We start from the raw sequence: 15,975 nt of genomic DNA on the forward strand, positions 1-15,975 counted from the left end.
TAAGTCGTTATGAGCAATAAGGTCATCCTTGTTGTTCTAGATGGACTGAACTATCAGGTAGCCCGTGATTGCATGGGCTACCTCAATGGTCTTCTAGAACAAAGTCGTTCCCAACAAGAAACTCGCGCAACGCTTTATCCTGTGCAGTGTGAGCTGCCCTCTATGTCTCGCCCACTTTATGAGTGCATTTTAACGGGCGTTCGCCCTGTAGAAAGCGGCATCGTAAACAACAATATCGTTCGTCTATCCAAACACGATTCCATTTTCAGTTTGGCAAAAGCCCAAGGAAAAGTGACCGCTGCGGCTGCCTACCACTGGGTAAGTGAGCTTTATAATCGCGCGCCATTTGAACCTGTTCGCGATCGTTTCACGCATGATGAAACCCTGAATATCCAGCACGGCTGCTTTTACCATTGGGATCATTATCCTGATGAAGCCTTGTTCCTGGACGCAGAGTATTTACGCCGCAACTATCAACCTGATTTCTTATTGATCCATCCGATGAATATCGACGATACAGGACATAAGTTTGGCCTAGACTCTCGCCAATACCGCAATTGTGCGCGAGGTGCAGACATTATTCTTTCCAACTACATCGATCAATGGCTTGCTGATGGGTATCAAATCATTGTGACCAGCGATCATGGCATGAACAACGATCTTTCTCACGGTGGGATTTTACCTGAAGAACGAGAAGTTCCCCTGTTTGTCATTGGTGATAAGTTTACCCATCAAGATTGTCATATTAAGCAAACTGATATTTGTGGCACCGTTTGTCAATTGCTAAACCTTGACCACACGAAGCCATACACTCAGGAATTGTTAGCACTATGAGCAGTTCAGTCCTCTCCCCAAGCTCTAGCGAATCACGTTCAAATTTGGCAAGTACTTGGTTAAAGCGCTTTAAGCCAGCCATTTGGTTGGCACCTTTCGCACTGTTTTTCTATCTATTTCAACTCGCACCGATGATTTGGGTGCTGTTAAACAGCTTTATCTACGATGGCGAGTTTGCCTTCGATAACTACATTGAAGTGCTCGACTCCGCCTTTATGATGCAGGCGTTTGGCAACAGTTTGTGGTTAGCTGTGTGGTCGAGCATTTTTGGCTTAGCCATTGCGACTCTGTTGGTCTCTTCTCTACGCAGAGTCGATTCTAAAGTCCGCGACGGTGTGATTGCGTTTACGAACATGAGCAGCAACTTTGCAGGCGTACCTCTGTCATTCGCTTTTATCATTATTTTGGGCACCAATGGGGCGATTACCCTTTTGCTCAAGCAGTATGGCTTACTCGGTGATTTCGACCTTTATGGTAAATGGGGTCTGCTGGCCATTTACATCTACTTCCAAATCCCGCTGGCGGTGTTGTTGCTCTACCCTGCGTTCGATGCGTTGAGTGATGATTGGCAAGCAGCTGCTGCGCTACTGGGAGCCAAAACATCACAGTATTGGGCGAAAATCGCGCTGCCAGTGCTCTCACCAGCCTTATTCGGTACCTTTATTATCTTAATAGCCAACGCAATCGGCGCATATGCGAGTGTTTATGCGTTGACCTCCGGTAACTATAACGTCATCACAATTCGAATTGCGAGTCTGGTATCGGGAGACCTGTTCCTTGAACCTAATCTCGCCGCTGCAATTTCGGTGGTTCTAATGGTGTTACTTGCCTTTATCACATTGATTAACCAATGGCTCATTTCGAAAAGCTATGCAGGTAGGAAGTAGTCATGCACAACGTTAATACTCGATTCCATAAAACAGTGGTTTATTCCATTGTTGGGATCATGCTCATCCCGATTTTAGCGACCTTTGTCTATTCGCTTTCATCACGCTGGGGGGCCACGGTGCTTCCAGATGGTTTCACTTTTGATTGGTACGTTAAATTGCTGACCGACCCACGCTTTTTGCAAGCGTTTGGGCGTTCGCTGTTTATTTGTATTGCTTCGCTAACCCTCAGTGTGCTTCTGGTTCTGCCAGCGATATTCGTGGTGTTTTACTACTTTCCGAAGCTCGATAAGCTCATGAACGTATTGATTTTGCTACCATTCGCTGTACCACCAGTGGTGTCCTCCGTCGGCTTGCTTCAACTTTATGCTGACAGTGAAATCTCCCTTATCGGTACTCCTTGGATTCTAGTAGGTACTTACTTCACCATCGCGTTACCGTTCATGTATCGTGCGATTTCTAATAGCTTCGAAGCAATTAACCTTAACGATTTAATGGACGCTGCACACTTGCTAGGGGCAAGCACAACCAAAGCGTTTTTGATGGTCATTTTACCTAACCTCAAAAAAGGACTGATGGCATCGCTTTTCCTTTCATTTTCATTTCTATTGGGAGAGTTTGTGTTCGCCAATATTTTAGTCGGCACACGTTATGAAACCCTGCAAATCTACTTGTATAACATGCGTCAGACGAGCGGCCACTTTACGTCTGCCTTAGTGATGACCTACTTCCTATTTATTTTTTTACTGACTTGGTTGGCAAGTCGTTTCAGCCGAGGAGTCAAACAATGAGCTACGTAACAGCGAAAAATCTGACTAAACGTTTTGGTGATAACACCGTATTTGAGGACATTCACTTTAACATCGAGCAAGGTGAATTCATTACGCTTTTGGGCCCTAGCGGTTGTGGTAAATCGACACTACTTCGCAGCCTTGCTGGGCTTAACCCTGTCGATGGAGGCGAGATTTGGGTAAACGGAGAAGATATCACGCATCAAGTCCCGCAAGAGCGTGGTATTGGGATGGTCTTTCAATCGTATGCGCTGTTTCCCAATATGACCGTCGAAGGCAACATTGCATTTGGCTTAAAAATGAAAAAGCTTGCGAATGATGATATTCGACGTGAAGTGGCTAAAGTCATCAAACTGGTGGATCTGGCAGGTAAAGAAAAACACTATCCGCATCAACTTTCTGGCGGTCAGCGCCAGCGTGTCGCACTCGCTCGAGCGTTGGTGGTGAAACCTCGCATATTATTGCTTGATGAACCACTTTCTGCGCTTGATGCCAAAATCCGCAAACACCTTCGTCAGCAAATCCGAGACATTCAGAAAGAGATGAATCTCACCACTATCTTCGTAACTCATGACCAAGAAGAGGCGATGATTATGTCTGATCGTATCTTCCTAATGAGTAAAGGGGAAATTGTTCAAGCAGGAACACCTGAAGAAATTTATACTCATCCTGCTAACGAGTTTGTGGCCGGTTTCATGGGGCACTACAACCTTGTAGAGGCCAATAAAGCCAAGCAACTCTTCAACATTGATACCGAATGGAAAGTAGCGATTCGCCCAGAGTCTATATATGTAAAAGAGCAAGGTCGTCAATATGATAGCCACATCTCAGCGCCACAAGTAGGTACGATCACCAACCACCAGCTTCTAGGTAATGTTATTCGCTATCAAGTGAACGTTGAAGAGTGTGAGCTCACTGTTGACTTGCTTAACCGCTCTTCAGAACGCTTACTAGCGAATGGCAGCCAACTAGAGCTACTCTTTAACCTAAACGAAATTCAACCAGTGAGAGCCTAAACATGTCCAAACCTTTGTATGTTTTTGATATGGATGAAACCCTAATAAACGCTGACTGCGCAATGATTTGGAACGAGTTTATGGTTGAGAGAGGCATCGCGACTGATCCTTTATTTATTAAGGAAGATCAGCGTCTAATGGCCTTGTACTCTGAAGGCAAAATGGACATGGAAGACTATCTCGCGTTCTCCATGAAGCCACTAGAAAACATGCCGATTGAAGAAGTAAACACCTTGGTTGAAGAATGTGTTGAAAGCCATATTCTGGCTAAACAGTTTCCTCAAGCCAAAACCCTGATTGAGCAACTGTCTCGTGATGGTATAGATATGGTTATCATCTCTGCCAGCGTCACTTTTTTGGTGGAAGCCGTTGGTCGCCGTCTTAATATTCCAACCGCACTCGGAATTGATTTAATCGAGAAAAACAACCGTTATACTGCTGAAATCGACGGTATCCCGAGTTATCGTGAAGGCAAAGTCACGCGATTAAAACAGTGGCTAGAAAATCAGCCTGAGCCTTATTCCGAAATCCATTTCTATACCGATTCAATCAACGATTTACCGCTTTGTGAATACGCGAACTACGCTTATCTGGTAAATCCATGCCCACAACTAAAAGAACACGCCAACAGACCGAATTGGAGTGTGTTAAGTTGGGGGTGATATAGCCTCACAAGACCGTTCTTCCTAAGTAAATACTTTTCTATTTGTTCAAAGAGCAGTTCTTTCTGCTCTTTTTTACTTCTCTTCATCACAAATTAATCACTTGATTAAATACTGATTAATTTTTCACATGTCGCATGAGAAATCAGCGTCTTATAATTAATCAAATGTTTAATATTTTGAGAGAAGATTGTGACGGAAGCGCATCGAAGGGCGGGAAGACCCACAGATAATATCGACGCAAGGGAAAAACTGATTTTCCACGCGCGCGAACTCTTCACCATTATGGCTTATGACAAGGTCTCTACTCGCCTAGTCGCGCAGAAAGCAGGCGTGAACGTGGCGATGATTCGTTACTACTTTGGCAACAAAGAAGGCTTGTTCGAGACCATGTTGCGCGAAACACTGTCACCGATGCAAAAGCAGATGCAGACGTTGGTATCCAACAGTAACGAGCAAAACTTTCTCGATCTAATGCGCACCTACTACCGCGAAATGATCAAGGTACCACAGTTCCCACGCTTAGTTGCCCAAGTTATGAATATGCCCCCATCGGAAACCCAACGCAAACTGCTCGAAAAAGTCTTCGCAGATATCAGTAAGCCAATGCAAGGCGTGATCTTTGATAAGTTGATCGACAGTGGCGTTTTACGAAAAGACGCCGACCCTCAACTTTGTCGCGTCTCTTACATCAGCTTGATGGTATTTCCTTTTATGGCACCACCAGCACTGCTCGCCATTCATGGCATTGAACTTTCTGAAGCCTTCTTGAACCGATTATTCGAACACAACATACAACTGATGAAACATGGATTTTTAGACTCGGGCGACCAATATGAAGATAAATAAAAAGCTGCTGTTCTTTCCTGCTCTTGCGGTGGGGGTCGTCATTCTGTTTTTGGCGATTAGCCTCAAACCAGATTTGCCCGTAAAACCCGCTGGAGATCGTGCACGGTTGGTCGAGACGATTCCACTTGAGCTCAAAGCCATTGCTCCAGTAGCCATAGGGTTTGGCAAGATCGCCCCAAAAGTGGAATGGAAAGCGATAGCCGAAGTGACGGGTAAAGTGGTCTACCGCCATCCGCAGCTGGAAAAAGGACAAGTGTTGCAAGCAGGGACAGAAATCTTGCGAATCGACCCACTCGATTACGAACTGAAACTGGTTCAAGCTCAAGCCGATCTCAAATCTGCTCAAACCTCTCTGGCTAAGCTGAACCAAGAAGAAGCGAATCTCAAAAGCACACTCAAGATAGAAGCCAACCGTCTGGTTATCGCCAACAAAGAGTTAGACCGTAAACAAAACCTACGTAAGAAAGGCTTAACCTCGCAATCGGATGTAGATCAGCAAGAGCAAAGCGCGCTCTCTCAACGTAAGTTAGTACTGGATATTGAAAATCAAATTGGTTTGATGCCGGATGAGAAACGAGTCGCGGAAGCCCTAGTTAAAGTTAATGCATCAAAAGTGGATGAGGCCGAACGCTCGCTTGATAAAACCATCATCACGCTTCCTTACGATTTGCGTATTGCTGACGTAGAAATTGAGAAAAAGCAAGTGGTTAACCTCCAACAAACCATGGTGACAGGACATGGTATTGATGTCATGGAAGTGGAAGCTCAACTGTCCATTCATGACATGCAAACTTTGGCGGCGAGCATCGGTGAGTTTGTTCGTGATGAATCTGGTATTCCACAACCTGATATGAATGCGATTCATGCCAACATTGAACTCAGCAGCGGTAACCTCTCTGCAAGCTGGCCTGCGAAAGTTGCACGCATCAGTGAAACGGTTGATCCAAGCCAAGCGACTGCCGGTGTGATTCTGGAAATTGAACAAGACTACCGTGCATTAAACCCAACGTCTGCGCCTCCATTGGTGAACGGCATGTTTGTGCGTGCCTTGATTGAGGGACAAGAGAACCCGAGTTGGGTCATCCCAGAGCGTGCGCTTCATGGCGATAAGATTTACCTGATGGGAGATGACAACCGTCTGCAAGTCGTGACGGTTGAAGTGTTATATCGCCGCAATAACCAAGTGGTGATCGATGGTGAACTAGAGCAAGGTCAGAAGCTGATCATCAACGATTTGCTGCCCGCAATTAACGGCATGCTATTGAAAGAGTCACCTGAACAGTCAGAAGCCACTATTGAGGAGTCTGATTCATGATCCGATTCTTCGCCAAGCATCCAACAGCAGCCAACTTGCTGATGCTAACGCTGCTGATATTGGGGATTTCTTCACTTTCCACGATTAAGCGTGAAACTTTTCCTGAGTTTGATCCGCCCTACATCCTAGCTGGTGTAGTCTACCCAGGAGCTTCCCCGCAAGAAGTCGAAGAGAGTATCTGTGTCCGAATGGAAGATGCTGTTGATGGCCTTGCTAACATTGAAGAAACGCAATGTGAAGCGATTGAAGGCTCTGCGCGTCTTATCTTAAAACTGAATGAAGAAGCCGACATCGGCCGCATGCTGGTTGATGTTCAAACCCAGATCAACTCGATTAATGACTTCCCACAAGAAATTGAGTCTCCTGTGGTCCAAGAGCTAGATTGGAATGAGCCAGTTGTGGATATCGCGATCACTGCAGACACCACATGGCCAGAGCTAAAAGCCTATGCAGAACAACTTAAACGCACATTAAAGCTCGATTATGATGTGTCTTTGGTTGAAGTTGCAGGCTTCTCTGACCACCAATACCGAGTAGAGTTAGACACTCAAGCCATTCGACAGCTTGGCTTAAGTGTTGGCGATATTGCTGAGCAGATTGGTCGTCAGAACGTCAAGTTGCCAAGTGGTAATGTCGAAACGCCAGATAAGAACTTTCTGATCCGCTTTGACGAACGACGCGTGACGCCAGAAGAGCTTGAGACTATCGTCGTGGGCTCTGGTCCAAATGGGTCAATCATCCGTCTAAGAGACATTGCGACGATTACCGACCGATTTGAATTGGACGAACAGAAAGTCCTCTTTGATGGTCACCCTTCTGCCCTACTAAAAGTCAGCAAAAACAAAGAAGACGATGCACTGCGCATTAAAGAACGTGTTGCTCAATTTGTCGAAGAACAACAAGCCATCGCGCCAGACGGTGTGATGCTACAAATGACCAATGACCTTTCATCCGTGCTTTGGGATCGCCTGACCATGATGGTCAAAAACGGTTGGCAAGGTATCATTCTGGTCTTCGCCACCATGTGGTTGTTCTTTAGTTTTCGCTACTCTTTTTGGGTCGCAGCTGGTTTACCTGTTGCCTTCTTAGGTGGGTTATTTTTGATGGCGCAACTTGGCCTGTCCATCAACATCATGTCTTTGGTCGGGTTACTCATGGCCATCGGTATCATGATGGATGACGCCATCGTTATTGCCGAATCGATTGCCGCTCACCTAGACCGAGGAGAAGAGATCGATGATGCCGTAACTAAAGGAGTGAAAAAGGTACTGCCGGGGGTCATCTCTTCCTTTTTAACTACGGTGTGTATTTTCGGTAGCTTGTTATTTTTGCAAGGTGAAATGGGTGCGGTACTTAAAGCGGTTCCTCAAGTTCTGATCCTCGTACTGAGTTTAAGTTTGGTGGAAGCCTTCTTGATTCTACCTAACCACCTTTCTCACTCACTACACAAACAAAAGCAAGAGCGAAAAACACCGAAGTTCAAACAAAAGCTGCTCGCTTCTTTTGAAAACTTTCGCAACACCACCTTGGTCAACGCAGTGGATAAAGTGGTCGAGTATCGCTATGCCTTTATGGGTGGTGTGGTTGCCTTGCTTCTTATCTCCGCAGCCACGTTAGTAGGTGGTTTACTCAAGTTTCAACCCTTCCCTGAACTGGATGGCGACATTGCAGAAGCGCGCATTATTCTTCCTCCGGGTTCTTCTCTGTCTCAAACGGAAGCCGTCGTCGATAAGATCGTCGCTTCCGCTCAAAAGCTAGATAAAGAATGGACAGAGAAAGTGGAAGACGGCAATCCATTGGTTCTACACATCACCAGTCAATTCAACGCTAACGCCGATGCGAATGAATCTGGCCCTCATATTGCCACGGTGCGTCTGGATTTGCTGGGTGCAGAGAGTCGTAACACACTCATCGATGAATTTATCGATGCATGGCGCGAAGACATCGGTGAACTTGCCGATCCTATCTCGCTGGTATTTAAACAACCGACCATGGGGCCGGGTGGACGAGCGATTGAAATTCGAGCGAAGCATGATGATCTGGATGCGCTCAAAGCTGCCTCTATCGACATTCAGCAATACTTGAATGAGTTTGACGGTGTCCATGGCGTGTTGGATGACATGCGTATGGGTAAAGAAGAAGTTTTAGTTAAACTGCGTCCGGGGGCAGAAGCTTATGGGGTTAACGGCCAACTCATCGCCAATCAGTTACGTGCGGCTTTCTTTGGCCAAACCGCAGACGAAATCCAAGTTGGGGTAGAAAACATTTCCATCGAAGTTCGCCTCGATAAAGCACAAGCTGGTGACTTACAGCAATTGGCAAACTTCCCAATTATCTTGTCCGATGGCAGTCAAATCCCACTCGCGACCATTGCGACTTTGGATTTCCAACGTAATTACGTAAGAATCCAGCGCATTGATGGCTTGCGCACAGTGAGTGTATTCGGCGATATCGACAATACGAAAGCCAACTCAACCGCCATTATTCGTCAGTTCCAACAAGATGAAGCGCCAAAGCTTATGCAAAAGTATCCTGGTCTTCGCTTTGATTTTGAAGGCGAAGCCAAAGATACCGCTGAAACTGGCGCATCAATGGGTAAAGGCTTCTTGCTTGGTTTGTTTGGCGTGTTTGCGATTCTGAGTTACCAATTCCGCAGTTATTTGGAACCATTCGTGGTCATGCTTGCGATTCCACTCGCCTTTATTGGCGTGGTATGGGGACACATCCTACTCGGTCACTCATTAAGTATGCCGAGTATGATGGGCTTCGTCTCATTAGCGGGGATTGTGGTGAATGACTCGATTCTGTTAGTTCAGTACATACGCCATCATGTCGATGAAGGGGATAATGTGCACGACTCAGTAGTCAAAGCCAGTCGGGAACGCTTTAGAGCAGTATTCCTAACATCAATGACCACTGCAGCAGGTTTGCTTCCGTTACTGACTGAAACCAGTTTGCAAGCACAGGTTATCCAACCACTGGTTATCTCCATCGTGTTTGGTATTTTCGCATCCACTCTGCTGGTGTTGTTTATGATCCCTGCTGCGTATGCCATTTTAGCTGACTTCGGCCTAGTCCATAAGCACGAAGAAATCTAAAACGACTGATAAGTAAACTTATCAAAATGAACAAGAACGGCTTAGGTCGCTTTTTGTTCAATACCAATGCGTTAAAAAACACACAATCACTTAACAAACAGAAGGTTATTGTATCTCATTAAGTGTAAATATGAACAGTTAAGGATTAAGTATGTTGAGTTTTATATAACCAAATCAAATAACCAACACAAGATTTATAATATGTTTTATTGTCAAAAACGGCATTTCACAGAGTAAAAATACACGCAGGCAACACATTCACAATTTAAACTCACGATAATGAAAACATTGATTGAAGAATTAACATTTTAACAATCATTACAACAATGTTAACTTTAGCCTCGTTGGTCGCGCTGGTGGTAAGCCTCTCACCAAGCCTATTGTCAGTTTTATATGGACGTTTGACCACCTCCAAAATGAATAGACACCCAATTTGGTGCCCTTTTTTCGCCCGTGAAAGCATTCTTCGCGGGCTTTTTTCTTTAAGTTAAGTATGAACGCTCTGGATCAACTTTTTTTTGTCAACCTTTCGGATTTGGAGGTAGTATGCGAATCAATAAGCGGAGACAGTGCTAGCAACTCTAAAACATTTTTTTCAAAGATTTCATCCGCGTGTCTTACCCAATCTAAAAACTTTTTTTGAGCAAACATAGGCTCGATTTCATATAAAAATTCAATACTAAAGTAAAACTCATTTTTGATAGGCAAATTGTACACTCTTCGATAGTCTTTTTTATACTCCAAATTTCCTTCTACATATTTTGAAAATGTATTTTCACCAATCTTGATATCTTGGCATTTGATTGGAGGGTAACCACGAAGAAACTCTCCTATAAGGAACTCTTCTTTCGCTCTCTTTTTTTCTTCGTTTATCGGGTCTATTCCCCAACGATGATTTGCGTACGCAATGGCATCATTCATCAACTCTGTATGATCACCTTTTTGAGAACCGTCAGGTGACTCTACAGCATGATAAAAATCCACGTACTCTTTCTCTATAAATGAAGATAGTTGATTAACACTAGTAATATATTTATCTGAAGATTTAATCCTTAACCGAATATATAAGCCACCTTGTTTATTGATTGGTAATAGTGGATTTATTATTTTATTTTGAAAAGAGAAATAAATCGTGGCCAATTTTATAAACTTTTCATGCCGCTCTACTTTTGAATCAATATTGAACCGTTGTAATTCAATAAAATCTTGGTATACATGTCCTTCATATATGTTGTTCGGACACTCAAATGACAGCACTAAGTCATCTATCTGGAATACATTATGTAACAAGTGTGCAAAATCTGGTTTCCCTCTAAACCCATCTTTAAAGATTTTGATAAAATTCATATTTATATCTCTTGTTATTTAAATATGTATTGATATTTGTGATAAGCTCTATACTAAATCCATTGGCTTTATATGCGCCATGGCGTACAAAGGTAAATAGACATCCAATTTGATTCATTTTTCTCTCATGGCTACATACTTTGCTAGCTTTTCTTGACACTGACGCTGTGTTACTCAGCCTTAGTTTTTTCGTTCAATCCCTTTACTGCTTTGGCTGTATACGAGTCGATGAGCGGAGACAAATCCAGTAATTCCAATACTTTTTTTTCAAAGGTTTCATCCGCACTTCTCACCCAATCTAAAAACTTCTGCTTAGCAAACATCGATTCGTACTTATACCAAAACTCGATGCTCAGGTAGAATTCATTTTTTATGGGTAAATTGTATACTCTTCGTAATTCACTCTTATACTTAAGATTACCTTCTGAGTATTTTGAGTATTTGTTTTTTCCAACTTCAACTATCTCACACTTTATTGGTGGATAACCACTTAAGAAACCTCTAATTAAATATTCTTCTTTTTCTCTTTTTCGGTCTTCACTTTCTGGAATTTCTCCCCATTGTTTATTCGCACGCTTAGTCAATTCTTTCATCAAGTCTGTATGATACCCCCTCATAGAGCCTTCACTTTGCTCCGGGGCATGATAAAAATCATAATATTCTCTCTCTAAAAATGAGGACAATTGACTAATATTATCAATATCTTCTCCAGTAGATTTAACCCGTAGCCTAATATATAATCCACCTTGTTTGTTAATAGGAAGCAAAGGGTTTAATATTTTCTTCTGAAACAAAAAATATACCGTAGCTAACTTTACAAACCTTTCATGCCTCTCTATTTTTGATTCAACATCGAACTGTTCTAAATTAACAAGATCCTGGTATACATGTCCTTCATATATGTTGTTCGGACACTCAAATGACAGCACTAAGTCATCTATCTGGAACGCATTATGTAATAAGTCAGAGAAATCCGGCTTTCCTCTAAAACCATCTTTACACATTTTAATAAAACTCATATGTCTATCTCTTACTCTTCAAATATGCATCAATACCTTTAAACGAGAGCCTGCAATATGAGCTCTAATTCAAGTAAAGGTAAGCCACATACTAAGGTATTATGAAGATCAAAAAGGAGATCGGATCTTTTCAAAATTTTAAATATCTAACATCACCTCCACTTCACTGAAATCTACACTTTTAAAAGTTACATCCGCTCCATCCAGCAATAGCTCATCAAACACGCCAACTATTGATAATAAGCTTGAGGATCTGATCTCCACCCATGAGATGAGAAACAAAAAAGCCAGCCTTAAAAGGCTGGCAAGTAGAGCAACAAGGTCAGTGCTTACTGCTAACTAACACCGAACTCGTATTGGATTCATTTTCGTCTGTTAGTCTCTTTTATCGGCGTTTATGACTTGCTTGCTTTCTCTTTGTGGCACGTTACCTTTACTAACTGTTCTTGCTCATCTTTAATGTTTTTCACGATACGCTCATCACGTGCGTGAATGGCATCCATGTTCATTTGCTGAATATCTGCTATAGCTTCATGTTTCATTTCAGAAAAGTCCTGACGTAAATCTGAGCTCCACTCCTCTTTGTCTAAAGTGTTAGCAGCAGCGATTGGTGATGACATTACAGCAATAAGACTTAGAGTAGATAGAAATACGCTTTTCATAATAAGCTCCTTGAGGATTAGCAGTTAATTTTAATTACAATTTATATATTGCACATACGATGCCAACTTTTATTTTGTTATTTTTCAACAACTTAAACAAACCCTCATATTCAACGTTATCTTCGTATGGTAAATTTCGCTAACCAAGTGTCAAATTAACCATACGAATTTAAAACATTAGAAACATACACATTAGAAATGCTTTGTCAGGCAGTTTTCTCATCAGATAATTACGTAACTGCCCGCTAAAAAATCGCTTTGAATCAAAATGCGGAAACAAAAAAGCAGCCCGAAGGCTGCTCCTAATCGTTAATACCAAGCTTGTTAACTCGATACGCTTGCTTCAACGCTCGACGTCACTGGCGACTTTCTGAAACGATTAATCAAACGATGGATAAACCTCTTAATCGATCTGAAAATATTTTTAATATCTTCAAGCATTAAATACAAACAAGGCACCAACACTAAAGTCAGAACCGTTGCGTACAACACCGCAAAGCCCAAAGCGACAGCCATCGGTATGACAAAACGCGCCTGCAAACTCGTTTCAAACATTATCGGCAATACACCCGCAAACGTCGTTATTGAGGTGAGCGTGATAGCTCGAAAACGAGCACAACCCGCTTCAACAACTGCTTGTTTGATGTTCATACCCTTTTCTCTCACTTGGTTTACGTAATCTGTCATAACCAGAGAGTCGTTTATAACCACGCCAGCAGCGGCGATCAAACCAAATGTCGACATCATACTGATGTCTAAACCTAGCCAGAAGTGGCCCCAAATCGCCCCCGTCAGACTAAACGGAATGACGGACATTACAATCAAAGGTTGGGTATAACTTTTTAACGGTACAGCTAACAAGATGTAGACGATGATCATGCCTGCAATAAAGAACAAAATCTGTTCATTACGCTGCGCAGCCTGCTCTTCAATATCACCACCCAATTCTGTTTTCACAGTTGGGAAGGCTTGCTTCATGTCCGGTAAGATATTGTCGTCAATGACCTTCACGATTTCTTGAGGTTCAACCAATTCTTCGTCTATGGAACCATAAACATAAACGGTTTGATACCCACCTTCACGTCGAATGCTACTCACGCCCGGCTGCTCGTTGATCTTCACCACATCACCTAGCATGACCTTCTTACCTGCTGGTGTTGTAATCACAGCGTAACGCAATGATGAGAATGCTTCACGCGTCAGTTGCGGGTAACGCACCATAACTTTAATTTCTTCACCATCACGAATAATGCGCTGTGCTTCGCCACCATAAAAGCTGCCACCAACTTGCTCTGCGATCATGGTGAGATCCAGACCGAGATCGTACGCTACAGGCGCAAGAGACAGGAGTACTTCTTTGCTTCCAGAATCAATAGAAGATGAAATATCATATAACCCTTCTTCCTGCTGTAAACGCTCTATCAAGTAACGCCCAGCCTCGTTGAGCTCATTGATGTTAGAACCAAACAACAAGTAGCCAAACTCATCCCTGTCACCACCACCCGCACTCTGCTCGCGGATTTTGATGCTCTTCATACCTGGAATAACAGGCATAGCTTCACGCCAACGTCGAGCCAGTTCAAATGTATTGAACGGGCGTAACTCTTCATCAACCAGAGGTACTAATACACGACCTTCGGTGCGGCTTCTGTTGTACGACAGCACATCACGAATCATTCCTTGACCATGTTCTGCAATGGTCTCAGATTCGATCTTTTGCATGACACGTTCAATAGTCTTGAGTGCACTGATTGTCTGCTCACTTGAAACGGTATCATTCATTTCAATAGTGATCGCAGGATAGTCAGTCGGCACTTTAGGGTTAGGGATCACCCGAACATAATTCGCGTTGATCAAAGCCGCGCTGATCAGCAGTAAACCACAGAACACCGCAAACACTGTCCAGCGCCAATGGGTGCATGTTGTTACAAAGTTACGATATGGACCATTTACAAAACCAAAAAAACGTTGGTTAAATCGGTCACGCCAGCCACCTGGTTTAACTGGCTTAAAATGGGTATGCGCCAAGTGCGCTGGTAGGATCAACTTTGATTCAATCAAACTGAAGATCAAACAAAGAATCACGACCCCCGCGATACCATAAAAGAAGGCACTATCAATACCACTAGACAACAAGAATGGTGCGAATACAGCAATCGTTGTCAGAACACCAAATGTCGCTGGCGTAGCAACACGTTTGACACCGCGTACCACGTTCTCGACACCGCCGCCCTTTTCTTCGATTTCACTGTACGCACTTTCTCCCATGACGATGGCGTCATCCACCACAATTCCGAGCACCATGATGAAAGCAAACAGCGAGACGATGTTCACTGTAATACCCAAAGCTGGCATCATCATTACAGCACCGAGGAAACAGACAGGTAGCCCAATCATTACCCACATAGCCAAGCGGAAACGTAGAAAAATGGTCAGCATAATCGCGACTAATGCAGCACCTTGCAGCAAGTTTTTCAACATCATGTCGAGACGCCCATTTAAATAATAAGTCGTATCAACTAAGACTTTGAGCTTAACATCCTGCGGCAATGTCTTGTTTTTTGCTTCAATATAATTACGAACGGACTGTGCAACAGGGATAATGTTCTGATCACGAGTTGCTTCAACAGACATGTAGATCGCATTTTGCCCTGAGTATTCAAAATAGCGCTCTTCTTCCGTAAAGCCATCTTTGATCGTGGCGATATCTTGCAGTAAAACCTTCGCACCATTTGCGCCAAGCTTTACAGGAATATTTCTAAACTCATCACCACGGTAGTATTGGTTTTCAATCCTTACTGCAATCATCCCTGAGTTTGTTTTTACTTCGCCCGCAGAAAAGTTGGCTGAGTAACGGCTGATCGCGCTGCTGATATCGCTCAACGTCAGGTCGTATTTACGAAGAACAAGTGGGTCTACTTCAATCGCTATTTCTTCTTCTGGCGCACTCAGATACACCAGCATGACGTTTTCTAACTGAAGTAATTCATCTTCGATTTGCTTAGCAAGCGGTTTAAGCTCCTCGAGCGGTCGGTCCCCAACTAACCCCATTTCGATTACATCTTGGCGCCATTCAACTTGGTAGACATTGATTGGTTCCATACCCGCTGGTAAGTTAGACAAGGTATCAATACGTTGGTTTACATCATCTAAGACACGCTTGATATCGGCATTAACGTCTACCTCGATGGAAACATACGCGCTACCTCTAGAGGCCGTTGAGACTGCTTTTTTAATCCCGGTGACGTCTTTAATCGATTCCTCGACCTTAACGAGAATACTCTCTTCTATCTCTTGAGGAGAAGCGCCAGGATAAGTCGCACGAACATCAATGTAGTTCACCTCAATATTCGGAAACATCTGCCTTTGAATAAAGAGAAAACTCACCACACCCATGATAATGATGAACACCATCAAAAGGTTGGCAGCGACGGGGTTATTCGCAAAATAGGCAATTAAGCCCTTTTGTTTAGTATCTTCCATGACAAACTCCTA

General features: G+C 43.4%; 12 protein-coding genes. 8 read left to right on the top strand and 4 right to left on the bottom strand.

Going from position 1 to position 15,975, the window contains the following annotated elements:
- The first annotated feature begins 9 nt into the window (after nt 1-9).
- The 8 genes from R7E38_RS07820 (at nt 10) to R7E38_RS07855 (ending at nt 9,452) form a co-directional block, all read left to right on the top strand.
- Nucleotides 10-834 (top strand): alkaline phosphatase family protein, encoded by an 825-nt coding sequence (locus R7E38_RS07820; protein ID WP_005373854.1) that lies wholly within the window; start codon nt 10-12, stop codon nt 832-834.
- Nucleotides 831-1,721, top strand: a complete 891-nt coding sequence (locus R7E38_RS07825) for an ABC transporter permease (protein WP_158159465.1) — start codon at nt 831-833, stop codon at nt 1,719-1,721. Before R7E38_RS07820 ends, R7E38_RS07825 begins: the two co-directional genes overlap by 4 nt.
- 2 nt (nt 1,722-1,723) lie before the next feature.
- Entirely contained in the window at nt 1,724-2,512 is a 789-nt protein-coding gene (locus R7E38_RS07830; RefSeq protein ID WP_065969830.1) for an ABC transporter permease, read from the top strand.
- Nucleotides 2,509-3,528 (top strand): ABC transporter ATP-binding protein, encoded by a 1,020-nt coding sequence (locus R7E38_RS07835; protein ID WP_005373862.1) that lies wholly within the window; start codon nt 2,509-2,511, stop codon nt 3,526-3,528. The genes R7E38_RS07830 and R7E38_RS07835 overlap by 4 nt, the downstream gene beginning before the upstream one ends.
- Nucleotides 3,529-3,530: 2 nt before the next feature.
- Nucleotides 3,531-4,190, top strand: coding sequence for an HAD family hydrolase (locus tag R7E38_RS07840; protein ID WP_171342642.1), 660 nt, complete (start codon nt 3,531-3,533; stop codon nt 4,188-4,190).
- Nucleotides 4,191-4,382: 192 nt separating this feature from the next.
- Nucleotides 4,383-5,039: a TetR/AcrR family transcriptional regulator gene (locus R7E38_RS07845; RefSeq protein WP_021707693.1), complete on the top strand. Its 657-nt coding sequence runs from the start codon at nt 4,383-4,385 to the stop codon at nt 5,037-5,039.
- Entirely contained in the window at nt 5,026-6,354 is a 1,329-nt protein-coding gene (locus R7E38_RS07850; protein WP_017633564.1) for an efflux RND transporter periplasmic adaptor subunit, read from the top strand. The genes R7E38_RS07845 and R7E38_RS07850 overlap by 14 nt, the downstream gene beginning before the upstream one ends.
- Nucleotides 6,351-9,452 carry an efflux RND transporter permease subunit gene (locus tag R7E38_RS07855; RefSeq protein ID WP_149192153.1) on the top strand — a complete coding sequence of 1,034 codons (3,102 nt, stop codon included), beginning with the start codon at nt 6,351-6,353 and terminating at the stop codon, nt 9,450-9,452. Before R7E38_RS07850 ends, R7E38_RS07855 begins: the two co-directional genes overlap by 4 nt.
- 507 nt (nt 9,453-9,959) lie before the next feature.
- On the opposite strand, the gene R7E38_RS07860 is transcribed toward R7E38_RS07855, so the two are convergent.
- The 4 genes from R7E38_RS07860 to R7E38_RS07875 all read right to left on the bottom strand — a co-directional run bounded on the left by R7E38_RS07860 (nt 9,960) and on the right by R7E38_RS07875 (nt 15,963).
- Nucleotides 9,960-10,799, bottom strand: coding sequence for a DNAase (locus R7E38_RS07860; RefSeq protein ID WP_226083375.1), 840 nt, complete (start codon nt 10,797-10,799; stop codon nt 9,960-9,962).
- A gap of 170 nt (nt 10,800-10,969) precedes the next feature.
- Nucleotides 10,970-11,818, bottom strand: coding sequence for a hypothetical protein (locus R7E38_RS07865; protein WP_064354528.1), 849 nt, complete (start codon nt 11,816-11,818; stop codon nt 10,970-10,972).
- Nucleotides 11,819-12,213: 395 nt separating this feature from the next.
- On the bottom strand, nt 12,214-12,480 hold the full coding sequence (locus R7E38_RS07870; protein ID WP_005373876.1) for a hypothetical protein: 267 nt from the start codon (nt 12,478-12,480) through the stop codon (nt 12,214-12,216).
- Between the two features lie 324 nt (nt 12,481-12,804).
- Nucleotides 12,805-15,963 carry an efflux RND transporter permease subunit gene (locus R7E38_RS07875; RefSeq protein WP_053304607.1) on the bottom strand — a complete coding sequence of 1,053 codons (3,159 nt, stop codon included), beginning with the start codon at nt 15,961-15,963 and terminating at the stop codon, nt 12,805-12,807.
- Nucleotides 15,964-15,975 lie beyond the last annotated feature (12 nt).

It is taken from the genome of Vibrio sp. Vb2131, assembly GCF_033338535.1.
Lineage (GTDB): Bacteria > Pseudomonadota > Gammaproteobacteria > Enterobacterales > Vibrionaceae > Vibrio > Vibrio alginolyticus.

Excerpts from the sequence above, each read along its gene's own strand:
- R7E38_RS07855 (WP_149192153.1), top strand. The coding sequence starts at position 6,351 with ATGATCCGATTCTTCGCCAAGCATCCAACAGCAGCCAACTTGCTGATG.
- R7E38_RS07820 (WP_005373854.1), top strand. The coding sequence starts at position 10 with ATGAGCAATAAGGTCATCCTTGTTGTTCTAGATGGACTGAACTATCAG.
- R7E38_RS07870 (WP_005373876.1), bottom strand. The coding sequence starts at position 12,480 with ATGAAAAGCGTATTTCTATCTACTCTAAGTCTTATTGCTGTAATGTCA.
- R7E38_RS07840 (WP_171342642.1), top strand. The coding sequence starts at position 3,531 with ATGTCCAAACCTTTGTATGTTTTTGATATGGATGAAACCCTAATAAAC.
- R7E38_RS07875 (WP_053304607.1), bottom strand. The coding sequence starts at position 15,963 with ATGGAAGATACTAAACAAAAGGGCTTAATTGCCTATTTTGCGAATAAC.
- R7E38_RS07850 (WP_017633564.1), top strand. The coding sequence starts at position 5,026 with ATGAAGATAAATAAAAAGCTGCTGTTCTTTCCTGCTCTTGCGGTGGGG.
- R7E38_RS07835 (WP_005373862.1), top strand. The coding sequence starts at position 2,509 with ATGAGCTACGTAACAGCGAAAAATCTGACTAAACGTTTTGGTGATAAC.
- R7E38_RS07825 (WP_158159465.1), top strand. The coding sequence starts at position 831 with ATGAGCAGTTCAGTCCTCTCCCCAAGCTCTAGCGAATCACGTTCAAAT.
- R7E38_RS07860 (WP_226083375.1), bottom strand. The coding sequence starts at position 10,799 with ATGAATTTTATCAAAATCTTTAAAGATGGGTTTAGAGGGAAACCAGAT.
- R7E38_RS07865 (WP_064354528.1), bottom strand. The coding sequence starts at position 11,818 with ATGAGTTTTATTAAAATGTGTAAAGATGGTTTTAGAGGAAAGCCGGAT.
- R7E38_RS07830 (WP_065969830.1), top strand. The coding sequence starts at position 1,724 with ATGCACAACGTTAATACTCGATTCCATAAAACAGTGGTTTATTCCATT.